The sequence below is a fragment of the Parabacteroides timonensis genome, assembly GCF_900128505.1.
Classification (GTDB): domain Bacteria; phylum Bacteroidota; class Bacteroidia; order Bacteroidales; family Tannerellaceae; genus Parabacteroides; species Parabacteroides timonensis.
Genome location: NZ_LT669941.1, coordinates 1,656,476 through 1,680,471, shown reverse-complemented (window position 1 = coordinate 1,680,471; position 23,996 = coordinate 1,656,476). Strand labels below are relative to the sequence as shown.

The 23,996-nt window shown below is 43.2% G+C and carries 18 protein-coding genes and 1 tRNA gene; 14 read left to right on the top strand and 5 right to left on the bottom strand.

All coding sequences use genetic code 11. The annotated features are described in order from the left end of the window. The first annotated feature begins 67 nt into the window (after positions 1-67). Entirely contained in the window at positions 68-2,128 is a 2,061-nt protein-coding gene (locus BQ7394_RS14360; protein WP_075558062.1) for an acetate--CoA ligase family protein, read from the top strand. Positions 2,129-2,209: 81 nt separating this feature from the next. Here the strand turns inward: BQ7394_RS14360 and BQ7394_RS14355 are convergent, their stop codons facing one another. Next, entirely contained in the window at positions 2,210-2,854 is a 645-nt protein-coding gene (locus BQ7394_RS14355) for a recombinase family protein (protein ID WP_075558061.1), read from the bottom strand. A 218-nt stretch (positions 2,855-3,072) separates the two neighbouring features. Between BQ7394_RS14355 and BQ7394_RS14350 the strand changes: the two genes are divergently transcribed. The 12 genes from BQ7394_RS14350 (at position 3,073) to BQ7394_RS14295 (ending at position 17,308) form a co-directional block, all read left to right on the top strand. Then, a tRNA-Pro gene (locus BQ7394_RS14350) sits at positions 3,073-3,147 on the top strand. 239 nt (positions 3,148-3,386) lie between these two features. Further along, positions 3,387-5,144 (top strand): aspartate--tRNA ligase, encoded by a 1,758-nt coding sequence (aspS, locus tag BQ7394_RS14345; protein WP_075558060.1) that lies wholly within the window; start codon positions 3,387-3,389, stop codon positions 5,142-5,144. Between the two features lie 10 nt (positions 5,145-5,154). Beyond that, positions 5,155-6,252 carry a Nif3-like dinuclear metal center hexameric protein gene (locus tag BQ7394_RS14340; RefSeq protein WP_075558059.1) on the top strand — a complete coding sequence of 366 codons (1,098 nt, stop codon included), beginning with the start codon at positions 5,155-5,157 and terminating at the stop codon, positions 6,250-6,252. A gap of 1 nt (position 6,253) precedes the next feature. Then, positions 6,254-7,018 carry a zinc ribbon domain-containing protein gene (locus BQ7394_RS14335; protein ID WP_075558058.1) on the top strand — a complete coding sequence of 255 codons (765 nt, stop codon included), beginning with the start codon at positions 6,254-6,256 and terminating at the stop codon, positions 7,016-7,018. 76 nt (positions 7,019-7,094) lie between these two features. Then, positions 7,095-8,435 (top strand): tRNA lysidine(34) synthetase TilS, encoded by a 1,341-nt coding sequence (gene tilS / locus BQ7394_RS14330; RefSeq protein ID WP_075558057.1) that lies wholly within the window; start codon positions 7,095-7,097, stop codon positions 8,433-8,435. A gap of 191 nt (positions 8,436-8,626) precedes the next feature. Continuing rightward, on the top strand, positions 8,627-10,642 hold the full coding sequence (gene rho / locus BQ7394_RS14325; RefSeq protein WP_075558056.1) for a transcription termination factor Rho: 2,016 nt from the start codon (positions 8,627-8,629) through the stop codon (positions 10,640-10,642). A gap of 356 nt (positions 10,643-10,998) precedes the next feature. Beyond that, positions 10,999-11,985: a T9SS type A sorting domain-containing protein gene (locus BQ7394_RS14320; RefSeq protein ID WP_139317713.1), complete on the top strand. Its 987-nt coding sequence runs from the start codon at positions 10,999-11,001 to the stop codon at positions 11,983-11,985. 12 nt (positions 11,986-11,997) lie between these two features. Next, positions 11,998-12,798 carry a FimB/Mfa2 family fimbrial subunit gene (locus BQ7394_RS14315; RefSeq protein ID WP_075558054.1) on the top strand — a complete coding sequence of 267 codons (801 nt, stop codon included), beginning with the start codon at positions 11,998-12,000 and terminating at the stop codon, positions 12,796-12,798. Between the two features lie 235 nt (positions 12,799-13,033). Next, on the top strand, positions 13,034-13,468 hold the full coding sequence (locus BQ7394_RS14310) for an HU family DNA-binding protein (protein WP_075558053.1): 435 nt from the start codon (positions 13,034-13,036) through the stop codon (positions 13,466-13,468). A 160-nt stretch (positions 13,469-13,628) separates the two neighbouring features. Continuing rightward, positions 13,629-13,835, top strand: coding sequence for a hypothetical protein (locus BQ7394_RS14305; RefSeq protein ID WP_075558052.1), 207 nt, complete (start codon positions 13,629-13,631; stop codon positions 13,833-13,835). Positions 13,836-13,972: 137 nt separating this feature from the next. Beyond that, the gene (locus BQ7394_RS14300; protein ID WP_075558051.1) at positions 13,973-15,841 is read left to right on the top strand and encodes a fimbrillin family protein; all 1,869 of its coding nucleotides are present in this window, start codon (positions 13,973-13,975) and stop codon (positions 15,839-15,841) included. Between the two features lie 12 nt (positions 15,842-15,853). Then, on the top strand, positions 15,854-17,308 hold the full coding sequence (locus BQ7394_RS14295; RefSeq protein WP_075558050.1) for a fimbrillin family protein: 1,455 nt from the start codon (positions 15,854-15,856) through the stop codon (positions 17,306-17,308). Positions 17,309-17,412: 104 nt separating this feature from the next. Here BQ7394_RS14295 and BQ7394_RS14290 read toward each other — a convergent pair whose 3' ends face one another. Then, positions 17,413-18,684 carry a DEAD/DEAH box helicase gene (locus tag BQ7394_RS14290; protein ID WP_075558049.1) on the bottom strand — a complete coding sequence of 424 codons (1,272 nt, stop codon included), beginning with the start codon at positions 18,682-18,684 and terminating at the stop codon, positions 17,413-17,415. 181 nt (positions 18,685-18,865) lie between these two features. On the opposite strand from BQ7394_RS14290, the gene BQ7394_RS14285 reads away from it, so the two are divergent. Then, a complete protein-coding gene (locus BQ7394_RS14285) occupies positions 18,866-20,413 on the top strand; it encodes a PAS domain-containing sensor histidine kinase (protein ID WP_075558048.1) in 1,548 nt (515 codons plus the stop codon). A gap of 3 nt (positions 20,414-20,416) precedes the next feature. On the opposite strand, the gene BQ7394_RS14280 is transcribed toward BQ7394_RS14285, so the two are convergent. From BQ7394_RS14280 to BQ7394_RS14270, 3 genes are all read right to left on the bottom strand, one after another. Then, positions 20,417-21,241 (bottom strand): transporter substrate-binding domain-containing protein, encoded by an 825-nt coding sequence (locus tag BQ7394_RS14280; protein ID WP_075558047.1) that lies wholly within the window; start codon positions 21,239-21,241, stop codon positions 20,417-20,419. Between the two features lie 5 nt (positions 21,242-21,246). After that, a complete protein-coding gene (locus tag BQ7394_RS14275) occupies positions 21,247-23,379 on the bottom strand; it encodes a putative porin (RefSeq protein WP_075558046.1) in 2,133 nt (710 codons plus the stop codon). Positions 23,380-23,449: 70 nt separating this feature from the next. Next, the gene (locus BQ7394_RS14270; RefSeq protein WP_075558045.1) at positions 23,450-23,992 is read right to left on the bottom strand and encodes a 2-oxoacid:acceptor oxidoreductase family protein; all 543 of its coding nucleotides are present in this window, start codon (positions 23,990-23,992) and stop codon (positions 23,450-23,452) included. Positions 23,993-23,996: the final 4 nt, after the last annotated feature.

Below are 23,996 nucleotides of genomic sequence, written 5' to 3'. Positions count from 1 at the left end.
TCGATGAATGAATGGATAAAAAAACTATATTTGTTCCAATTCATTGAACTTAATTAATCAAAATGTTATGATTAACCGAGAATTAATCGACCCTAAGAGCATCGTTGTAGTAGGTGGCTCAAATAATGTGCACAAGCCCGGTGGACGCTTGGTGCGAAATCTTCTGGATGGTAAGTATAAAGGAGAACTGTATGTTGTCAACGCCAGAGAGGACGATGTGCAAGGTCTGAAATCATATCACTCCGTACATGATATACCGGATACGGAAATGGCTATTATTTCAATTCCCGGCCCTTCTTGCCCTGAGGCTATCGATATACTGGCCAATCAGAAGAATGTAAAAGCTTTTATCGTTGTTTCAGCCGGTTTTGGCGAAGAGACTCACGAAGGAGCCCTTTTGGAAGATCAGATGCTGGCGACTGTAAACGAAGCCGGTGCTTCCATGATCGGTCCTAATTGCATCGGACTGATGAATATGAAGTTTCATGGCGTCTTCACGCAACCTATACCAGAGTTTCATCCGGACGGGGTAGACTTTATTTCCAGTTCGGGAGGTACGGCGCTCTTTATTATCGAGTCTGCATTAACAAAAGGATTACGCTTCTCTTCTGTATGGTCTGTCGGTAATTCCAAACAGATCGGGGTGGAGGAAGTCCTTGAATATATGGATCGTAATTTTGATCCTATACTCGACTCGAAGATTAAGATGCTTTATATCGAACAGATCAAGAATCCGGATAAACTGCTTTATCATGCATCGTCATTGATTCGTAAAGGTTGCCATATCGCTGCTATCAAAGCAGGAAGTACGGAATCGGGAAAACGTGCCGCTTCATCACATACCGGTGCGATAGCCAGTTCGGATTCAGCCGTTGAGGCTTTGTTCCGTAAAGCCGGTATCGTGCGCTGTTTTAGTCGTGAGGAACTGACTACGGTAGCCAGTATCTTTACGCTAAAAGAAGTGAAAGGAAAGAATTGTGCTATCATTACTCATGCCGGAGGCCCTGCGGTTATGTTGGCTGATGCTCTTTCTAAAGGACGTTTAAATGTCCCTAATCTGGAAGGACCGGTTGCAGCCGAATTGAAATCAAAATTATATCCGGGTGCCGCTGTCGGCAATCCGATCGATATAATCGGGACAGGTACGCCTGAACATCTGGCTACTGCAATCGATTATTGCGAGAATCATTTCGATGAGATTGATCTGATGATGGTTATTTTCGGTAGTCCCGGTCTGGTGAAGCTGTATGAAACATACGAAGTACTTCATAAGAAGATGGAAGAATGCAAGAAACCTATCTTTCCTGTATTACCCTCCATAGTGACGGCAGGGCCGGAGGTTCGTAGTTTTGTAAAGAAGGGACATGTTAACTTCTCTGATGAAGTAACACTGGGGACAGCTCTTTCACGGGTGATCAACACCCCTAAGCCAATGAGTACCGATATTCAATTGTATGGGGTGAATGTTCCTGAAGTACGTCGTATTATCGATCAATTACCATCTAACGGTTATCTGGCACCTGAACAGGTTCGTACTTTGTTAGGAGCGGCTAATATTCCTTTGGTGGAAGAATTCACTTCAACCGATAAGGATGAATTGATTGCTTTTGCTAAACGGGTAAAATTCCCGGTCGTAGCTAAAGTTGTCGGTCCTGTACATAAAAGTGATATTGGCGGAGTTGCTTTAAATATCCGTAGTGAGGAACATTTATTGTTTGAATTCGAGCGCATGATGCGTCTGCCGGATGTAACGGCAATAATGGTTCAACCTATGTTAAAGGGGCAGGAATTATTTCTGGGAGCGAAGTACGAGAAAGGTTTCGGTCATGTTATACTTTGCGGATTGGGAGGTATCTTCGTGGAAGTATTGAAAGACGTATCATACGGTTTAGCTCCGTTATCGTATGATGAAACTTATTCAATGATCCATTCTTTGCGGGGTTACCCGATAATAAAGGGAACCCGTGGGCAAAAAGGTATCGATGAGCAACAGTATGCAGATATCATTGTCCGTCTTTCTACTATTCTTCGTTTTGCATCTGAAATCAAAGAGATGGATATAAACCCGTTATTGGCAACAGATAGAGGTTTGTTTGCTGTTGACGCGCGAATCAGGATAGAAAAGTAAGATAAATAAAACATAAAAGGGGAATTGAAAATGTATAAGCCTGTCGATTATTTTCAATTCCCCTTTTTATTTATCAATTAATTAGTCCGTTTTTTTCTTTTTCTTTCCGGTTCTGTTTCTTCCGGGAAGTGTAGGACTAATATTGTTTCTTACAAAATTTTTGAAACTACTTAATGAAACCTGATAATACTCTGCCAGTTCGGCATAAGTAGCTTTTTCTTCATTGAGTTCCTTTTCAATCTGTTCTTTCTGTGCAAGTAGATGATCCATTTTAGGAGTTCCTTTCGGTCGTCCGAGGGCTGTTCCTTTGTTTCTGCTGATCTCCAGAGATTCTCTTGTCCGGGTTGAGATCAATTTACTTTCAATTTCAGAAACGAGCCCAAAAGTAAATGCCAATGTTTTGCTGTCAACATTATCTTCGAAAGTGTATCCTTCTTTAAGGCAGTAAAGAGTTACTTTCTTTTCGATGCATAACAAAATCAAATGCATAATTTCCATCAATTTCCGGCTTAAACGGGTAACATCTGCCACGATCAGCGTATCGCCGGCGTCCATACTTTTGATTATTTCTTCCAGTCTGTTTTTATGACGAGAAGAAGTACTACGGGAATCTTTATGCCATTTGTCTATCGTTATATTGTTGTTCATAGCAAATTGTTCAATCGCATTTTTTTGATTGTCACTTTGTTGCTTGTTTGAATATGTTCGTGTATAGGCAATTATCATACTATTTTCAATATTGATATGTTTATATTATAACATATTGTTTTGCAATATGTTCATGTTTGATGATCTCTTCTTTCCTTTGCTTTTCCTCCTTTCCCTTTAGTTGAGGTAATAAAACAGATGCGAAAGTAATCAATTAAAAAAAAACACGAAATATTTGGTGGTTAAAAATAAATGCTTACCTTTGCACCGCAATCGACAATAAAGCGGTTGTAAAACGGGGTGTAGCGCAGTCCGGTTAGCGCACCTGCTTTGGGAGCAGGGGGTCCCAGGTTCGAATCCTGGTACCCCGACAAAAGAAGAGGATCAACGAGTTTGTTGGTTCTCTTTTTGTTTTGTTTTAATTAGTGCTTCCTCTTCTCTTTTATATTTTATTGTACTTCCCTTTTAATTTCAATGAAATTATTATAGTTAATGAATATAGTATTATCTTTGCAAACCGACTGCGCGTAAAGTACATCATAGTATTTTACAGATACACTTTGTTTATACTTTTGAATTATGAAATTAAAACAGATAAATCTTATTTAAAATGTATAGAACAAGAACTTGTGGAAACTTGCGCCTGGCAGACGAAGGTCTGGTGGTTACTTTGGCCGGATGGGTGCAGAAGACTCGTAAGATGGGTGGTATGACATTTGTCGATCTCCGCGATCGTTATGGTATCACCCAGCTGGTGTTTAACCAGGAAATAGATGCTGCACTTTGTGAAAAGGCAAACAAACTGGGGCGTGAGTATGTGATTCAGGTTACGGGAACAGTAAGAGAACGTTCAAGTAAGAACAACAATATCCCGACAGGCGAAATTGAACTGATTGTTTCAGAACTGAATATCCTGAATGCAGCCGTAACGCCTCCTTTTACTATTGAAGATGATACTGACGGAGGTGATGACCTGCGTATGAAATACCGTTATCTGGATTTGCGCCGTAATGCAGTTCGTGCAAATTTGGAACTGCGTCACCGCATGGCGTTCGAAGTTCGTAACTATCTGGATAAACAAGGTTTTCTGGAAGTAGAAACACCGGTTCTTGTAAACTCTACGCCGGAAGGTGCACGCGACTTCGTTGTTCCTTCACGTATGAACCCGGGACAGTTCTATGCACTGCCTCAATCTCCACAAACATTGAAACAGTTGTTGATGGTTTCCGGTTTCGACCGTTATTTCCAGATCGTAAAATGTTTCCGTGACGAAGACCTGCGTGCCGACCGCCAGCCGGAATTTACACAGATCGACTGTGAAATGAGTTTCGTCGAGCAAGAAGATGTGCTTAATATCTTTGAAGGAATGGCGAAGCACCTTTTCAAGGTAATTCGTGGTATCGAGATTAAAGAACCGTTCCAACGTATGACCTGGCACGATGCAATGAAATATTACGGAAGCGACAAACCAGATTTGCGTTTCGGTATGAAGTTTGTTGAATTGATGGATATCATGAAAGGTCATGGTTTCTCTGTATTCGATGATGCTGCTTATGTAGGTGGTATCTGTGTAGAAGGGGCAGCAAGCTACACCCGTAAACAACTGGATGCCTTGACTGACTTTGTAAAACGTCCGCAGGTAGGTGCAAAAGGTATGGTATATGCCCGCGTGGAAGCCGACGGCAACGTGAAATCGAGTGTGGATAAGTTCTATACACAGGAAACATTGCAACAGATGAAGGAAGCCTTTGGCGCTAAATCGGGTGACCTGATACTGATTCTTTCCGGTGACAATGCTATGAAGACCCGTAAACAACTTTGCGAACTGCGTCTGGAAGTAGCAGGTCAGTTGGGATTGCGTGACAAGAATAAATTCGTATGCTTGTGGGTAATTGATTTTCCGTTGTTTGAATGGAGTGAAGAAGATCAGCGTTTCTATGCAATGCACCATCCGTTTACTTCTCCGAAGCCGGAGGATATTCCGTTGTTGGATACCGATACGGGTGCTGTTCGTGCCAATGCTTACGATATGGTTATTAATGGCGTTGAAGTGGGTGGAGGTTCTATCCGTATCCATGACAGCAAATTGCAGGATAAGATGTTTCAGTTGCTGGGCTTCACGGAAGAAAGAGCACAGTCTCAGTTCGGCTTCCTGATGAATGCTTTCAAATATGGTGCTCCTCCTCACGGTGGTCTGGCTTATGGTTTGGATCGTTGGGTGTCTCTGTTTGCCGGCCTCGATTCTATTCGCGACTGTATTGCTTTCCCAAAAAATAACTCAGGCCGCGATGTAATGCTCGATGCTCCGTCAGTGATCGACGATGTACAGCTGGATGAGTTATGTCTGAAGGTAGACGTGAAAGAATAAAATATATCTTATGTTACGGATAAAGGATGTTTTGAAAGAAATAGAGCAATACGCTCCGCTGCCATTGCAGGAAAGCTTTGACAATGCTGGCGTACAGGTAGGTGATGTAAATCAACCTGCTACCGGGGCTCTGCTTTGCCTGGATGTCACGGAAGAAGTGATTGATGAGGCTGTAGAGCTGGGATGTAATCTGATTATTTCTCACCATCCTTTAGCCTTTAAAGCTTTTAAGTCGCTGACTGGTGCCACCTATATCGAGCGTTGCATGATGAGAGCGTGTAAGTACGATCTGGTGGTCTATTCCGCGCATACAAATCTCGATAATGCGGCCGGTGGTGTTAACTTCCGCTTGGCTGAGCTGATCGGATTGGAAAATGTACGTATCCTTAGTCCGCAGAAAGGTGTATTGTTGAAACTGGTTACATTTGTTCCCGAGGCTTATGCCGAATTGGTAAGAACCACCCTGTTTAATGCCGGGGCCGGAAATGTCGGAGCTTATGACTCCTGTAGTTTTAATCTGCAAGGTAGCGGGACTTTTCGTGCAGGTGAGGGTACTAATCCTTTCTGTGGCGAACAAGGTGAACTGCATGTGGAAAAGGAGATACGTATCGAAACGATACTTCCTGCTTTCCGTAAGGCAACCATTACGCGCGCTCTGCTTTCGGTGCATCCGTATGAAGAACCGGTATTCGACTTTTATCCGTTGAGTAATACCTGGGATCAGGTTGGTTCGGGGGTAGTGGGAGAGTTGCCTGTGGAAGAAGACGAGCTGAGTTTTCTCGAACGAATCAAAGGACTGTTTCAGGTGGGGTGTGTGAATCATTCAGCTTTTACCGGTAAACCGATACGTGAAGTTGCGTTGTGTGGTGGGAGCGGTGCATTTCTGATTAAGGATGCGATCGCTTATGGTGCCGACATCTTCATCACCGGAGAAGCCAAATACAATGACTTTTACGATGTTGAAGATCGTATTCTGCTGGCTGTTATAGGCCACTATGAGTCTGAAGTATGTACAAAAGACATCTTTTATAACATAATATCGAAAAAATTCCCTACCTTTGCCGTACATTTTTCGAATGTTAATTCAAACCCGGTAAAATATTTATAGAATGGCTACAGATAAACAATCAGCTGAAAAAGAATATACGGTTGAAGAGAAGCTTTCTTCGCTGTATCAACTTCAGACGATGATGACTGAAATTGATAAAATCAAAACGCTTCGTGGAGAGCTTCCCTTGGAAGTTCAGGACCTGGAAGATGAGATTATAGGATTGGAAACCCGTCTTCAGAACTATCAGGCGGAGATCCAGGATTATGAGAATGCTGTTGTTGAACAGAAACACAGAATTACAGAATCTACCGGACTGATCGAGAGATATAAATCGCAACTGGATAACGTGCGCAATAACCGTGAATTTGATAACCTGTCAAAGGAAATCGAATTCCAGGGACTTGAGATCGAGTTCTCTGAAAAGAAGATCCGCGAATTCGGTGAAGCGATTAATCATAAGAAAGAAGAGATTGCTCAGCTGACTGAAAGATTGGATGGCCGTAAGGCTGACCTGGTTCAGAAGAAGAGCGAACTGGAAGAAATTGTTTCTGAAACAAAGCAGGAAGAAGAAAGACTGCGCGAAAAGGCTAAAAAGTTGGAAACTACAATTGAACCGCGTTTGCTTACTGCATTCAAGCGTATCCGTAAGGGAGCTCGCAACGGTTTGGCGGTTGTTTATATCCAGCGTGGTGCTTGTGGTGGTTGTTTCAATAAGATTCCACCTCAGAAACAGATGGATATCAAGTATCGTAAGAAAGTAATCGTTTGCGAATATTGCGGACGTATTATGATCGACCCGGAACTGGCTGGTGTAGAAGAATAACTTACATAAGTAAATATATGGTTTATGGCTTTAGCTGAAATATAATGTTTAGCTAAAGCCATAATTGCGTAATCAAATGAGGAACATTGTTCGTGCGTACATAGAAAAACAGCAGTTGCTGATCGATAACAGGCCTGTTTTGGTTGGATTTAGCGGGGGAGCCGATTCGGTTGCTTTGCTGGGTTTGCTTGTGCAGCTGGATTATTCTTGTATAGCACTACATTGTAATTTCCATTTACGTGGTGAGGAATCTATCCGGGATGAACAATTTGCTGCAGAGACAGCTTTCGCGCTGGGTGTCCCTTTTCATAAAATAGATTTTGATACAACGGTTTATGCAGCTGAACATCGTCTCTCTATTGAAATGGCAGCCCGGGAGTTACGTTATAATTGGTTTGAGGAAATGCGGCAACGTTTTAATGCTCAAGCTATTGCAGTCGCTCATCATCGTGACGATAGTGTAGAGACGGTTTTATTAAACCTCATTCGCGGAACAGGAATTCGGGGAATGGGAGGGATTCGTCCGAAGAATGGTTATGTGATACGTCCTTTGCTGACTGTTAGTCGTAACGAGATATTAGCTTGGTTGGAAGAGCAGCACTTGACCTACGTAACGGATAGTACGAACTTGTCGGACGCTTATACGCGTAATTTTATTCGTCTTCGTGTGCTTCCCCTACTGGAAGAGTTGAATCCTTCCGTCAGGACATCTATTGCCCGTACTGCAGATCATTTGGCTGACACCGAAACTATTTATCTTCATGTTCTGGAAGATGCCCGTAAGCAGTTAATAGAGGAAGGGGATCGTATTCCGATAGACCGGCTGATGAACTATCCTTCACCTGCAACTATTCTGTATGAGTTGTTGAAACCGTATGGTTTTACCCGACAGGTGGCAGATGATATTTTTCGTTCGCTGGCTAAAGAGTCGGGAAGGATATTTTACTCGCCTGAATATCGGTTGTTGAAAGATCGCGAATACCTGTTGCTTTCGCCCATCTGTACGGAAGAAATACAAGAATATATTTTTACTGCTGATGATGTCTTGGAAGATATCTGGTCAGGTCCGATTGAACTTTCTTTCCGGAAGATTGTTATTAATAATGACTTCAATATCCGGAAGGATAAACATATCGCTTATTTTGATTACGACAAACTCTCTTTCCCCCTGACACTTCGTAGATGGAAAGAAGGAGATTGGTTCATCCCTTTTGGAATGAAAGGGCGTAAGAAGTTGAGCGATTATTTTTCGGATCATAAATTCAGCCGTATAGATAAGGAGCAGGCATGGCTTCTTTGTAGCGGTGAAACCATCCTTTGGATTGTGGGAGAGCGCTCCGATAATCGTTTTTGTATCGACAAAACGACTAAGAGTGTGTTGGTTGTGAATTTTTTTTCGACAAAAATAATAGAATAACTAAAAATGTTCTTACATTTGCAAAGATTTACTCCGCAGATGTGTTACTAATGATTCAAATTAGCTAAACAATCCGGTTTTTTACAAGAAAGATTTATTTATTATCAAAAACTATTAAGATACAATGATAGCGGTAAGCACGTATTGTACATCTTTGATCGTGTATCCGTTTTTATTACTCACTTCTCAATATGCAGAAATATAACATTCTAGAACTAAATGAAAAACTCCTTCCTGAGTTGCAAAGTATAGCGGAAGAGTTAGGAATTAAGAAAATAAGTTCTTTGAAAAAAGAAGAACTTGTTTATCGTATTCTTGATGAACAGGCTATCTCTTATGCTGGTTTACAGGCTGAAAAGGAGAAAGAAAAAGAAGCTAAGAAAGCTGAAAAGCAGACGAAAGCAAAGAAACCTTCTAAAACGGCAGCTGCTAAAGCTCCTAAGGCCGAAAGTAAAGTGAAAGCGGCAAAACCGGAAGTTGCAACGACTCCGGCTCCCGAAGCGGTAAAACCTGTAGAAGAAAAGAAAGTAGCTGTTGCTGCAGAAAAGAAGGAACAACCTGAGCGTAAAAAAAGAGTTCGTATAGAGAAAAAAGAAAAGGTAGCGGGCGCAGTTGCTCCGGCTAATGATGCGGACGAAGTAAAAGTATCAAAAACACCTCAGCCTGTTGTAGCAGAAGTTCCGGCAGTAGAGAAACCTTTATTACCACCAGTTGTGGTAGAAGGAGCTCCTGAAGAATTACCTGTTGTAGAAGCAGTTCCTGAAGTGCCCGCAGTACCGGTTTCTGAAACTCCTGCCAGTGATGCTCCGGTTTCGGAAAATGAACCTAAAAGAGTTGTATTCAGACATCCTGATACTAAGTCGGTTCTCGATCAGCTCTTCCCGTTCTCTCCTTCATCGGCTAAGCCACAACCACAGGAAAAAGCAGCCCACCCTGAAAAGGAAGCGGCTCCGCAACCACAGCAACAAAATACACCTCGTCCTAATAACAGACAGAATAATCAGAACAACCAGAATAATCAAAATAACCATAACAATCAACGTAACAATAATGCACAGCAGGAAAAGCAATACGAATTTGACGGTATCCTGACAGGTACGGGGGTATTGGAAATGATGCAGGATGGTTATGGTTTCCTACGTTCTTCAGATTATAACTACCTGACATCTCCGGATGATATTTATGTATCGCAGTCCCAGATCAAACTGTTTGGTTTGAAGACCGGTGATGTGGTGGAAGGTGCCATCCGCCCTCCGAAGGAAGGTGAAAAATATTTCCCGCTGGTAAAAGTCGACAAGATCAATGGACGTTCGCCGGAAGAAGTGCGCGACCGCGTTCCTTTCGATCATCTGACTCCACTTTTCCCGGATGAAAAATTCATGCTTACGGCACGTAAGGCTCCGAAGGTGAATGATAATATTTCCGTTCGTGTAGTCGATCTGTTCTCTCCGATCGGTAAAGGACAGCGTGGTCTGATCGTGGCACAGCCTAAGACCGGTAAGACAATGTTGCTGAAAGATATTGCTAATGCAATTGCAGCCAACCATCCGGAAGTATATATGATCGTCCTGTTGATCGATGAACGTCCGGAAGAAGTAACGGATATGGCCCGTAGTGTCGATGCGGAAGTGATCGCTTCTACTTTCGACGAACCGGCAGAGCGCCACGTTAAGATTGCAGAGATTGTATTGAACAAGGCTAAACGTATGGTGGAATGTGGTCATGATGTAGTCATCCTGTTAGATTCTATAACACGTCTTGCACGTGCATATAATACTGTTCAGCCTGCATCCGGTAAGGTTCTTTCCGGTGGTGTGGATGCTAATGCATTGCAGAAACCTAAACGTTTCTTCGGTGCTGCCCGTAATATTGAAAATGGCGGTAGCTTGACAATCCTGGCAACGGCATTGACTGAAACAGGTTCTAAGATGGATGATGTGATCTTCGAGGAATTTAAAGGTACAGGTAATATGGAGTTGCAGTTAGACCGCAAATTGTCAAACAAACGTGTTTATCCGGCTGTCGATATTACAGCTTCAAGTACCCGTCGCGACGATCTGTTGCAGGATGAAAGTACATTGAACCGTATGTGGATTCTTCGTAAGTACTTGTCGGATATGAACTCACTCGAAGCAATGGAGTTTGTAAAGAAACGTATGGAGCAGACTTATGACAATATGGAGTTCCTGGCTTCGATGAATGGATAAAAGAAAAGATATAATCCTATAAAAAAAGGAGATACGCAACGACGGCGTATCTCCTTTTTTGTTTATAATAAAGACTAAAACCTAAAATTGTTCCTTATAATGACGTAGTTCTCCATGAACTAAGTTGTTAATGCTGTCAAAGCTAAGTATTATTTTCTTATATACAAGAAATTTGGAGGAGAATATTTTATATAACTTAAGAAATACTTGATTTGTATGGCTTTTTGCATGTTAGTTCATGGAGAACAATGTCACTCACTAGTATGCAAAAGAATATCTTGAAAAACAAGTCTATTAAACAGACGCAAACAGAAACACACCCTTTAAAAATCCGATTATCACGGTTATTATCTACCATGGTTCTACCTGGAAGATCCCTTTTTTTCCGTATTCCGACCTGTTTTTGGCTGTTATGCCTGCTGCTTTCCGGGGCCTTTTCGCCACTTTATGCGCAGTCGGGAGGCTTTGATGTAGATGTTGATGAAGAAGGGGAGACACCCCGAGACGCTTACAGCTTGACTGTCGAGACAACCGGTTTAAAGTCTGGGACGGTGAATATAGAGGTGAATGCTGGATCAGGTGATGACGTTACCGATTCATCTCCCTATAAAGTGAAAACAGGCGTGTCGGTAACCGTCTCTCTTTCTACCACCCCCGAAGGGGTAAACCTGGTTTCCCTGTCAGGCAAGGCGGATAAGGGCGGCAACTGGTTTCTCACTCCCTTGTCGGAACCTGCTTTGCCGATGAGCTTTACTTTTACGATGCCTGCTACCGATATAACGCTCAGTTTTGTGTTTGAAGAGAAAGAGAAACCGACTCCGACTCCTAACCCTGATCCCGAACCGACTCCCGACCCCAGTCCCGTGGTTTACTACACCGTCACCCTGCCCGAAGTGGAGGGAGCCGTGACCGATCCCATTGCCGGGGCTTATGCCGTAGAAGCCTGGAGCTCTTTCTTCTTTACGCTGACATTGAAAGAGGGTTATGAAGATTCGCAACCGGTCGTTACGACCAACCGGGGAGAAACACTCAAGCCCGATGCACAGGGAAGATACAAACTTGCGTATGTGCGCAGCGACCTGACTGTCTCGATTGACAGCGTCCGTCCCAATCTGTCGCCTGTGGCAAACGAGCGGATCGACCGGCCGGATGCTCTCCGTCTGTCTACCTCGCAGGGAGTTCTTCGTATCGGCTGCGACCGTATCGGCCTCTTATACATATATACTATAAGCGGACAATTAATACGGACCACTCGCCTGGAGGGCGACGAACAGACGCTGACGTTGCCCGAAGGCATGTACCTGCTTCGCTTCGAAGATAAGACTTACAAACTGATCCTTTAAAACAAATCATATATGCGAAAAAATACGATACAATCCATCGCCCTGTCACTCCTGTTCTTCCTTGGCAGTTGCAGTGACGGGACGGAAACGTTGCCGGAGGCTCCGTCTACCGGCTCCATCACCATCCAAACCCGCGCCGACGGAGTGGGCGGGTATCGCCTGTTGGCATTCTCTACAAAGGATGAGAAGTGTGTACTCAACCAATCCATTCCGGCTGACGGCACGACGCTGACTATCACGCTGGACGAAGGCACGTACCATTTCGTCTCCCTTACCGGAGCGGAGCAGTTCGACCTGCTGGAAGCCGAGAAGACGGATGGGCTTTTATACAATGCTGCTATCTCTTTAAATAATCCAACTACACTGTCCGAATTTCTTTTAAGCCCAATGGTAGATGTGACCATTCCAAATACGAACGTTTACGCTGCCGACTTGCAACCGGCCACTTGCCAGGTGAAATTGGTGTTGGATGAAAAAGAGTTTTCTTTCGGTGAGAAGAAGCCGTCTTTTTCTTTGGTAAATATGTGCGGTGGCTTTTGCCTGAACGGAGCAACCTTTTCGGGCACGGTGGACAAGGGTTTTCCATTGCTTGTAGATGGGACAACCGTTTGTTTGCCGACAGATGGAGACGCTAAACTTTCCTGGTCAATAGAAGGTGATACCCCAAAAGAGCTTGAGCTGGGTAAAACTTTCCAAGCCGGAATGTCTTACACCGTAACTCTTTCCTATAAAGAAGAATTAGGGTTTGGGAGTGTGACAATCAAGGACTGGGAGGAAGAAGAGCAGGATAGGAATGTAGACGCTACTTTATAGCTGTCGGCTACATACGTATGTAAGGTATCGCTACATACGCATGTAACTACCCGCTAGGTACGTATGTAGCGACCCTCTACATACGTATGTAGCCACCTGCCAGGTACGTATGTAGCTGCCACCTACACTGAGTGTATCCGTCTGCTACATAAAACGTATCCCTCCCTTACATACGCAAGCAACGACAAATAACATAAATAGTATCATTCATTGTTGAACATTAAATTAAAATTCCATGAAGTATAAATTAGTACCGAGGAAGAATCCGCAGAAGAAGGACGATCCTCCTAAAGTTTACGCACAACCGGTGTACGACGGCACTATTGACACCGATTTCATCGGTCGCCAAATAGCAGGCCGTTCCTCACTGACGACCGGTGACATTCTGAATGTGTTGAGCAACTTCTTCGACGAGTTGCCTACCTATATGCTGCTGGGTCAGACGGTAAAAATTAATGGCTTGGGAACCTTCCGTATCTCCTTCACCAGCGACGGGGCAGAATCGGAAGACAAATTCAAGACAACGGCGATGAAGAATCCCCGCGTCCTGTTTAAGCCCGACCCGGCTTTCCGCAAACGCATCGTCGACGAAATCAAATACACTATCCAGCGTCCGGCCGGTAGCGATAAAGAAGATGAGGACGACGACGATCGCCCGGTGATCGAATAAACTCCTTCCCGCCGGTCTCCCTCCCTTAGGTCGTTGGAAGGAGGGGGATGGGCGGGTAAAGTGCTCTTTGATATATTGGAAACAAAATGAAGGAATGAATCATTGGCTATCGTTTTTTTTCTACTTTTGTCTTATACAATTAATATACAGGAGGAAAAATATGGATATATCCGTTTCAAACACAGATAAGTATTGGATTCTGTTGAAGGACTTGAGTAATGAGATGAAGCTGGATTTGATATCTCGTCTCAGTAACTCAATGAAATCGAAGGAAACAGTAAAGCCGGTTTCTGCCAGCCAATTTTACGGCGTTTGGAAAGATACCGACTCTCTTGATGCTGACACCTTGGTAGAAGAGGTGAAGTAGCTTATTGATTAGCTCAAAGATAGTTCCTGTCCCGCCTTATCTCTTAGTAGGAGATAAGGCGGGACTTTTGTTTCCTGTAGTAAAGTAAGAGGTACATTTATGATGTTTAAAATAGTAAAACAGAACGAATAGAATCAATGAAGAAACGAAAGAATTTCTGCCTTCTGGCGTTGTTGTGGCTGCTTTTGTCGCAGCTATTCATTATTTCATGTAGTGAGGATGATCCATCTGCCGACGGAAAAGGCAGACCGCTGCCGGAGGGTAAATACCCGCTTCGGCTCACTGTCGGTATGGAGGGGATGGTTACTCGTGCCGGAGGCATGGATGAATGGGTCGAAGATGAACAGATAGGTGTGCGTATCGGTGGGGATGGCGAAGTAGGTAAGTATAAGATAACCGATGAAGGTGATAGCAAATTCAGCGCGGTGCCTGCTGATGAAGGGGATCCGCTCTATTGGCGTAATACGTCGCAGGCAACGGTTACGGCATGGTATCCTTATGAGGAACCGGAAGAACTTGATTTGACTGACCAAAGTACAATAGGCTTTGAACCTATTGACTTCTTAAAAGCAGAATGTCAAGGCGCTTCCTATTCAAGTCCTGTTGAATTGGAGTTCACCCACCAAATGGCAAAAGTAAAGTATACGCTGACGAACGATGCCGACATATCGGATGAAGCTTGGGAGGCTGCAGAGGTCTCTTTCTATGGATATACCCAGGTCTCTTTTAAGGAGGGAGTTTTGACCGGTTCTGATGAAGGCTGGATAACAGCCACATCCGAGAAAGACGGTGAGACTTGGCTTGTGCCTGGGTTGGATATAGAGGGGCAGGAGTTTATCTGTGTTTCAGTCACCATAGACGGAAAGCCTAGCGAGTTCTTTTATACTCCCAAAGATGGAGCTGACAATCTCGAACCCGGCAAGATATATACCTATAATATAAAGGTGAAGCGCGACAAAATAGAGGTGACGGTAGAAGCTCCTGTTCCATGGGGTGGGGGTAGCGACATAAATGGGGATAATAAGCAGGAGGTAACACATCATATATTGACCCTTGACTATGCTACTGGTGCCATAACGGATATTAAGGTAATGGATGAAAAGGGACAAGAGATAAGTTTGTCCAATAACATCTACAAACTGCCTCCCATCATGACTAACTTTACTATCAGTTATACCCCTAAGGATCTTACTAAAAGTCTGGTTCCCACTTTTGGCCTTTGTCGTATGAATCGTACCTGGGTTGCTGATGAGAGAAAGTACAAGACCAATTTAACTAATGTAATATCCGACATCACCCTTTCCTTACAAGAATATGTGTCCGTAGGCGACTATTACTACAGCGATGGTACTTGGGGACCGGAGGAGACTAGTAGTAACCTAGACGCTACATATATTGGTGTTGTATTTCATTCTGGTATAGGCCCGGATGACGATATTAAGCACTATGGGGAAAATGTAAAAGAGATACTCGGCTACGTAGTGGCGAAGACTAATTTACCTGGGGATCCGTATTATGGGGATGCTCAGACTAATTCTAATACCAGTTGGGGAGGTAGTTTGCCAAGAGATGAGAGTAGTCAACAGTTAGGTCCCTTCGATGTACCGGAGTTGGAGAATTACTCAGGTTATTCGTCTGGCTTTAATGGTATTTCTTACGACGGCTATGCCCGGAATAAGATTATCCGGGAGAACTACCTTACTAAACAGGAAAAGTATGAGTTCCCCGCATTCTCCGCCTGTTTAAAATATGAACCTAATATGATGAATAGCAATAACAGTGGATGGTATATCCCTTCTGCCGCTATGTTGAGAGATATTTTGCCGGTAAAAGATAAGGTGGGACTAGACGGTAACCTAATGTCGTGTACGGAAGATATTTTTGCAACAACAGGAGTTGTAGGATTTTATTATGGTCGGAGTCCGGAATACACCGGTCGTACTAAAAACGATTACAGTACCCCAGCCCGTGCCGTACTTACATTTTTTTCCTTAAATACAGATTAAAGTAATAAAACAATGAAGAAGCATATACTTTATATAGTGGCTCTTTGCGGTCTGCTCTTTGTGGGTTGCTGTACTGAAGAAGAGATCGATACACCGCAGAAAGGCAATGATACACCTTTTGCCCTCGCCCTGCAAGTAGAGGCTGAGGGCTATAGTAGCTCTACTGGCACACGGGCTAGCGAGTCAGAACTGACTACTTCATTCGCTATTGGAGATCAGCTTGCCCTAATCATCGACTATGAAAGTGGAAGTCCGGAGCACGTTATATATACCTATGGTAGTACTGGTTGGACTACCAGCGCTACGGTTTATTATGATCCTAAAGCTAGTTATTCCGCCTATTATCCTTATCAGAAAGGGATGACAGGTAAGACTTTAGAGGAAATAAAAGAAGCCTTTACTCCTAAGGAAGATCAATCTGATTATGCAACAGGCTATGCTGCTTCCGACTTAATGGCATGTGAAAGTCCTATGTGGAACAAGGATAAGAAGAATTTGCAAATAACTCTTTCGCATCAGTTCATTTTGTTGCGGATGGAAAGAATATCGATGACATGTACTTGTGATGGACGTGGATATCAGTTTAAAGCTCCCCTTTCCAATGTGGCTTTTTACATAGATGGTAAACCCTATAGGCCTTGGATGGAAGATGAAGAGGAGAAGTATGCCCGCCTAATCGTGAAAAGTGCAGACCGGGAAATAAAGGTGGCATGCAACAATGTAGTAGATAACACACGAATTAAGCTTGATTTTGGTCATGAAACACTCAGTGCCGGACAGTATTACAATTTCACTTTCGCTTTTGATATAGGTCCTTATTCATTTGTCCGAATCGGAGATTATTATATCCAAAAAAATGAGAGCGAAAAATACTTTATACCCCGCGAGGTTGACGTACTGGATGGTGATATTAAAGAAAATTGTCTTGGTGTCGTGTTAAAAGTAGGCAGGGATACTGATGGCGACTGGAAAGACGATTGTGACTATAAGTGTAAAGACGGCAGCGATATGCCAGTTATACAAGGTTATGTACTTGCTCTTCATGATGCTAATAACGGTAATACATGCATATGGTCAAACAATTATAAGTCGACAGACGAAATGAATAAGGAGGAGAATACTGGTTTTTATGGCTATAAGAATACGATAGCTATCAATAAGTATCAGGAAAGTCATCCAGCAACAGATGCTATAGCTGGCTATGAAAAAAGCCATCCTGCTCCTAAGAAAAGTAGTGGTTGGTTTCTTCCTTCCTCAGGACAGTGTCAATATTGGGTAAATAATAGAGTAATAATATCTGCAAGTGTCCAAAAGATTACAGGTGTTAATATGCTAGAAAGGCAGTATTGGACAAGTTCAGAGAAAGCTGAGCCTAGAACTATGGCTTACATAAATCAAGTTACTAGTATAGGTTTTATGCTTAAGAATCAAGGTCTTTATTATGTCCGTGCCTGCTTTGCTTTTTAATCTATTTTTATCTCTTCTTATTTATATAAAGCCGCCTTTCCATAGAAGGAAAGGCAGCTTTTCTCTTGGTAGGAAACTTTATTCTAATAAAGCCTTAACCTCTTTTATTGCTTTCTAGGTCTTCCTCTGCGACTCTGTCCGTTAGACGGCTTTCTGTTGGTAGGGTGGCCTCCTTCTTTGCGTGGACGTCCGCGTCCGCGACGCATGTTTCCGTATTTCTCTGGCTCGTATAGTGGTGTTTCGCCGAACTTCGGATCGACGGGGATCTTGTATACTTCCTTTTCCAGGAAATCCTCGATGCGTTTGAACTGGGCTTGCTCTTCTATGCTGATAAATGTGATAGCCAGTCCTTCGCCTCCGGTTCCGCGAGCCGTACGGCCGATGCGGTGTACGTAATCTTCCGGGTCGTGAGGTATGTCGTAGTTGACCACCAGTCGTATATCGTTGATGTCTATACCGCGTGAAACAACATCGGTTGCAACCAGAATATCTATACGTCCGTTCTTAAACTCCTTCATCACCTCTTCACGCTGCGACTGCTCCAGGTCGGAGTGCATGGCAGCGACATTAAACTTCATCCGTTTCAGGGTAGAGGCAAGCTCTTTCACCTTCATCTTAGACGAAGAGAAAATGATGACACGCTGCGGGCGGCTTTGCAGGAAGAGGTCTTCAAGTATCTTTAGTTTTTGAGGATCGTAGCAAATATAAGCCGTTTGCATGATCGTTTCAGGTGGGCGGGAGATGGCGATCTTGACTTCTTCGGGATTCTTCAGGATTGTTTTAGCTAGTGTCCGGATCTTAGGGGGCATGGTGGCAGAGAACATAATGGTCTGGCAGGTAGGAGGCAGCTGCTTTTGTACCTGCATGATGTCGTCGTAAAATCCCATATCCAGCATACGGTCGGCTTCATCGAGAACAAAATAGGCAACCTGCGATAGGTCCACCGTGCCCAGTTTGATATGTGATAATAAACGTCCTGGGGTAGCGATCACAATGTCGGCGCCCATTTCCATACCCCGTTTCTGTTGTTCCCAGGCAATACCGTCGGTTCCGCCATATACGGCAACGGCCGATACGGGAACGAAGTATGTAAAACCTTCAATCTGTTGGTCGATCTGTTGAGCCAACTCACGGGTTGGAGCCATAATGATTGCATTAATGGCATTATCCGGATGGTTACCTTTACTTAGTTCGTTAATCAAAGGTAATACGTAAGCAGCGGTTTTCCCTGTTCCCGTCTGCGCGCAGGCTATGATGTCTTTCCCTTCTAAAATAACCGGAATTGTTAATTCCTGTACAGGAGTAGTTTCCTGAAAATTCATAGCATCGAGTCCGTCCAGTACGGCCTCCTCTAAATCCAATTCGTCAAATCTCATCTTCTATCATTAAATTCACCGTAAAGGTAAATAATATTTGTCAAATTCTATATAGAAGTAAGTGCTCTTGTTATAAATACTCTTTTTTTTGTTGTAGACGTTGATTTTATTGATGTTTTCTGGCACGGTATAATAAAAATAAATATCTTTATACCCGATTTTGATAAAAACAGCAAGTGTTATGGGGATAAATGACGGCCTTGACGACCTTCAGTCAGAGTTAACTTTAAAGAAGGAACAAGATAGTATTCGCGAATTACTGAATACGATCCTGGATCATCTGCCATTAGGTGTATTTGTAAAAGATGCAGGCGATCATTTCAATTATCTTTACTGGAATAAGTTCATGGAAGATATTACTGGAATTAATACTTCCCAGATAGAGGGACATGACGATTTCGAAGTAAATTATGATGCTTTACTGTCGATTGAAAAGCGTTGTGAGATTGACAGGGAGGTGGTCAATACCGGGAAGACCATAGAATTTCAAGGAAAGGTGAAAACCGCAACCGGTGAATTTAAAGATATTGAAGTTACAAAATTTCCGATTTCGTTGAGTTGTGGAAAAACGCTTCTTCTTGCATTATGGCGGGATATAACAGCTAAAAAAGCTGTTGAAGATGCGCTTAAAAGAACGCAGACGCTCACGAAGATGGCTTTGCAGTCGAGTGATATCCGGACTTGTTCTATTTTTATTAATCCCGACAGTAAAAACGGTTATAAAGATGCTTTGGTTCAACTGAATAGTTGGGATGATCATCCGGATAGTCATACTACTATGCCGGGAACAACATTTATGACTTATATTCACCCTGACGATCGGGAAGTTTATTGGGATCTTTTTGAAAAGATGTGTGCCGGTAAGTTGACAGAGGTGAAAATGGAGATGCGTGTGAAGTACCCGGAACTGGAAGATTATCATTGGCGCGAATCGTCTGCTTACATTTATGAGCGAGATGCCAAAGGGCGTCCTTTGGTTATTCTCGGTTGCTCTACCAATATACAAGATCGGAAGGATCAGGAGTTATCTCTGGAAGAAGCTCGCGAGAAGGCAGAGGTTGCCGATAAAATGAAATCGAAGTATCTGGCGGATATGAGTCATGAGATCCGTACGCCATTGAATGCTATAACCGGCTTTTCCGAGCTGATGGCGTTTGCGGATACAGACGAGGAGCGTATGTCATATTATGAGATTATCAAGTCAAATAACCAGTTGCTTATGCAGCTGATCAACGATATACTCGATCTGTCGAAGATCGAAGCGGATGCAATAAAAATTAGTTATGCTCCCATCGATCTGAATGAGATGATGGATAACACGTATGCTTCTATCAAACTTCGTATGCCGAAAGGTGTAGATTTAATACTGGAAAAAGGATTGGAGCAATGTACGTTTGGCACAGACCAGATCCGTTTGTTGCAGCTTATAAATAACCTGGCAAATAATGCGATCAAGAATACGAAGCAGGGGAGTATCACTATGGGATATAAAGACCTGGGAGACGGTCGCTTGAATTTTTATGTAAAGGATACCGGCCTGGGGATTGCTGAAGACAAGTTACAAAATCTGTTTAAGCGTTTTGTGAAGATCAACGATTATATGGAAGGTATCGGTCTTGGCCTGGCGATTTGCAGAAGTTTAGTAACCAAAATGGGAGGTTCGATCCAGGTTGAGTCGAAATTGGGTGAAGGTTCGACTTTTTCGTTCATTCTACCTACCCACGATTAGTCATTATTTATTTCCATAATAGCGCTTGTATATTTCCTTATACAAGCCGCTTTCTTTAATTTGTGAAAGCCAGCTGTTCAGGCTGTCGAGCAGGATAGGAGAGTCTTTGCGTACTGCCCATGATTGCAGTTGCGTGAAACTGATATCTGTATCGATATCTATTTCAGGCAGATTTTCTTTGGATATTTTTGCTATCTGCTGATCGCAAACCGCATAATCGATATCTCCTTTGGCAACCATAATAGCCAGTTGTTCGCTGGAATAAAGTTCGTCTTCTTTGATATATATCGTATCGCCGATTTCATGTGCCAGGTTTTGCAGTCGCAGTTTGGCGGGAGAGTCCTTGGGGATATATAACGTTTTTTGAGCCAGATCCAATTGGTTACGGATTGGTTTAAGTCCATTGTTTGCTTCTTCCGTACGCTGTACCAGGACTTGCTTATTCAATACGATCGGTTCGGTGAATAGATATTCTTCTTTATTATCACTTGTAATAGGGATATTGCGGGCAATTACATCGCACTTGTTTTCTGATAATTCCCGGAAACTTTCGGCCAGGCTCATTTCCAGATGGGTCTGAACTTCCAGTCCGGATAGTTTGGCTATAGCCTGGCTGAGTTCATACTGGAAACCTTCGATCGTATCGCCGGCTACATAATAACCGGACTGATTATATTCCGTTACGATCCTCAGGATACCTTCCTCTTTTATCTCAGGATAATCTCTGGGGAGGAGCGGCGCCTTTTTGAATTGAAACAACTGGAACATGGCAATCAAAACAATTGCCAGCAGAATCATATAGACTACCAGTAACTTCCGCGATTTCATACTATTTAATTATTGAATGTAACGGCAATACCCATTTTTAGAACCATCGGATTCAAAGGGTAATGTGACAAGGAGAAATAATTGGGCTCGACGAATTTACTACTCAGGTTGTAAGCCATAATGAAGAAGCGGGCCTGTTTCAGATGGAAATTTACATAGGCATTTATAAGAGGATAATTACCTACTTTAACTTCATCCTGAACCTGGAACTGCTGGGTTGCCGGTTCATAATAGGGTGCATAATACGCTGTATTGTAATATACGTTCGCACCTATCTGAACAGTCAATACTTTTGCCACTTTTGCGGCCAGATACATATTTGAGTAAGCACTGAACTTCGGAAGGGGTAATACATCGTTGTCGCCGCTCATCTGCCAGCAAATTTCATTTTCCCAACCGAAAGCGCGGTAACGGAAGTCCTGTTTTAGACGGGCACTTACCACCTGCAGATTGCTTCCGTGTTGTTCGGGCATACCCATTTTGTTGAAGAAAATATAATTCTGAATACTTTCCACTCCAGCTGATAATGTAGTTCCGGTCGATTCGAGATTGACTTCTCCACCAACATATATCTGCTGTATCTTTTTAAACTGATCATTATCCCACCAGAAATAACGGGAATGATTATGGCGCATGTAGAAAGCGGGTGTTACATTTTTAATGTAAGCGTTCGCTTTGATCGTTGCATCCTTTCTTAACAGTTTGAAACGGGTTTGTAAATCTCCCGTGGCGCGGAATTCACCGACATCGCTACCAATGAGACAAAGTTCTCCCCGGGCATTATAGGTCAGAATACTTCCCATGCGTTTAGATAATTCAGCTCCGATATAAGTTGAAAACTCATCGTATATCTTTTCTTTCGGAAGATTATTCAGATCGACATTGTCGACTGAGAAATTAGGACCTCTACCATATTCTCCGTAATCAAGTCCTTCTATCCTGGGGTCTAGTTTGAATCGGCGTTTTTCCAAACTAACGAATGCTGTCAGTCCGAATTTGACCCAGTCCTGAAATCCTTCCCGAAGAGAAAGACCGATTGTGTTTTTTAAATTCCATGAAGAAGTCTGATCGTTCAATGTAGCTCCCAGCCCGTAGATACGCGGATAACTTTGATTACCGTCTTTAACTATATATGCCGAGTCGAGCAGGTTGCTATGGGAGATAAACCGGCGACGGTTATCTTCATAATCGATTGTATGGATAATGCTGGATACAGGTACGAATATTTCTTTCGGGTTCCCTTCTTCGTCGGTTTCTTCCAGTTCGCGAGTAAATCCGAGATTATATCGTTGAGTAAGGAAATACCGTTTACCGCGTACACGGTTCCAAGCACTTGCCAGATAACGCACGTCGTACGATTTGGTATCGGAAGGACGTCCTTCGGGGAAATATTCGTCCGGGTGATTGATTGTCGAGTCGTTGGCAAGGCCACCGTTTTCGTAGTTTACAAAGTTAAAGTTGCTCAGGTAAGCATGCATTTCATAACGGTCGGTCTGATAACTACCGAAGAGACGATAACTTAACAATTTGTCTCCATTGTCTTTGTAATGTCCTCGTCCATAGATATAGTCGATATCTCCACCCACGTTGATCTTCTTGCCGAAGTTCATGGTCATAGTTCCTTTCAACTGTTCTTCCTTATTGGTACTACCGCCGGCGGAGGTGTACATGATGTTGGTATAAGGAATTTTAGTGTTGTAGAAATAAGCATTCTCCGGTGTCGTGATGTAGTAGTCGTAGGCATCGGCGAAAATAAAGTCGCGGGGTTCTTTCCGTTCGGAAAATATCTTTGTCTGTGCCGGGGCACCCAGATTTGCCAGGTATCCGATAGCCAGCGACTTGTTTTCGACCAATGTCGTATTTCCGAAGTTCAGCCTGTTAGTATCCAGCGGAGCTACATAAGCCTCCCCTAGAAGAGGGGTGAGGCGATAAGCGATAAGACGTTTGGATTTCAGAGCGGCACTGTCCACTACTAATAAACTGTCAGGTATCTCCTTCTGTGATGAAGAAAGATTTGACAGAGAGAAGCCACCGCGTTGTCTTCCTCCACTTTCCGATCTGCCACGTGCTCCTCTTTGAGCCTGAACAGTTGCGGCAGATACTATCAACAATAATAATATGTATAAGCAATGCTTCATGGGTTGCAAAGATAAAACAAAAGGGCGTTCCTACGAAAGAAACGCCCCTCTTTATATTCTTTTTGCAAGATTACATTTTCTGTATGATCTCCATACCTTTCTTTATGGCAGCCTCGTTCATCGGGATCAGCTTGTGATGACGTTCGGGCAGGGACTTCTTCAGACCCAGCAGGACGTTTTCTAATTTCACCATCGGAACGACTTTCAGCAAACCTCCCAGAATGAGCATGTTGAATGCTTTTTCATTCTTCATTTCCGTAGCTGCATCCATAGCGTCCACACGATAAACGTTGATATCGGAACGTTTCACCGGTGTATGAATACCATAGCCGTCGTAGATCAGGATACCGCCTGATTTCACCTTGTTTTCGAATTTGTCCATAGATGGCTGATTCAGTACGATTGCGATATCATATTCATTCAGGATCGGTGAACTGATGGGATCATCGCTCAGGATTACTGTTACGTTGGCTGTACCACCACGTTGTTCCGGTCCGTATGAAGGCATCCAGGTAACTTCTTTGCCTTCCATCAAGCCTGAATAAGCAAGTATCTTACCCATCGACAGAACACCTTGTCCTCCAAAGCCTGCTATAATAATTTCTTGTTTCATGTCG

What these genes read in the sequence shown, in the direction of transcription:
- BQ7394_RS14290 (WP_075558049.1), bottom strand. Translation starts at nt 18,684, where the DNA reads ATGAGATTTGACGAATTGGATTTAGAGGAGGCCGTACTGGACGGACTC.
- BQ7394_RS14355 (WP_075558061.1), bottom strand. Translation starts at nt 2,854, where the DNA reads ATGATAATTGCCTATACACGAACATATTCAAACAAGCAACAAAGTGAC.
- BQ7394_RS14285 (WP_075558048.1), top strand. Translation starts at nt 18,866, where the DNA reads ATGGGGATAAATGACGGCCTTGACGACCTTCAGTCAGAGTTAACTTTA.
- BQ7394_RS14305 (WP_075558052.1), top strand. Translation starts at nt 13,629, where the DNA reads ATGGATATATCCGTTTCAAACACAGATAAGTATTGGATTCTGTTGAAG.
- BQ7394_RS14320 (WP_139317713.1), top strand. Translation starts at nt 10,999, where the DNA reads ATGGTTCTACCTGGAAGATCCCTTTTTTTCCGTATTCCGACCTGTTTT.
- aspS (WP_075558060.1), top strand. Translation starts at nt 3,387, where the DNA reads ATGTATAGAACAAGAACTTGTGGAAACTTGCGCCTGGCAGACGAAGGT.
- BQ7394_RS14315 (WP_075558054.1), top strand. Translation starts at nt 11,998, where the DNA reads ATGCGAAAAAATACGATACAATCCATCGCCCTGTCACTCCTGTTCTTC.
- tilS (WP_075558057.1), top strand. Translation starts at nt 7,095, where the DNA reads ATGAGGAACATTGTTCGTGCGTACATAGAAAAACAGCAGTTGCTGATC.
- BQ7394_RS14295 (WP_075558050.1), top strand. Translation starts at nt 15,854, where the DNA reads ATGAAGAAGCATATACTTTATATAGTGGCTCTTTGCGGTCTGCTCTTT.
- BQ7394_RS14340 (WP_075558059.1), top strand. Translation starts at nt 5,155, where the DNA reads ATGTTACGGATAAAGGATGTTTTGAAAGAAATAGAGCAATACGCTCCG.
- rho (WP_075558056.1), top strand. Translation starts at nt 8,627, where the DNA reads ATGCAGAAATATAACATTCTAGAACTAAATGAAAAACTCCTTCCTGAG.
- BQ7394_RS14300 (WP_075558051.1), top strand. Translation starts at nt 13,973, where the DNA reads ATGAAGAAACGAAAGAATTTCTGCCTTCTGGCGTTGTTGTGGCTGCTT.
- BQ7394_RS14275 (WP_075558046.1), bottom strand. Translation starts at nt 23,379, where the DNA reads ATGAAGCATTGCTTATACATATTATTATTGTTGATAGTATCTGCCGCA.
- BQ7394_RS14360 (WP_075558062.1), top strand. Translation starts at nt 68, where the DNA reads ATGATTAACCGAGAATTAATCGACCCTAAGAGCATCGTTGTAGTAGGT.
- BQ7394_RS14335 (WP_075558058.1), top strand. Translation starts at nt 6,254, where the DNA reads ATGGCTACAGATAAACAATCAGCTGAAAAAGAATATACGGTTGAAGAG.
- BQ7394_RS14280 (WP_075558047.1), bottom strand. Translation starts at nt 21,241, where the DNA reads ATGAAATCGCGGAAGTTACTGGTAGTCTATATGATTCTGCTGGCAATT.
- BQ7394_RS14270 (WP_075558045.1), bottom strand. Translation starts at nt 23,992, where the DNA reads ATGAAACAAGAAATTATTATAGCAGGCTTTGGAGGACAAGGTGTTCTG.
- BQ7394_RS14310 (WP_075558053.1), top strand. Translation starts at nt 13,034, where the DNA reads ATGAAGTATAAATTAGTACCGAGGAAGAATCCGCAGAAGAAGGACGAT.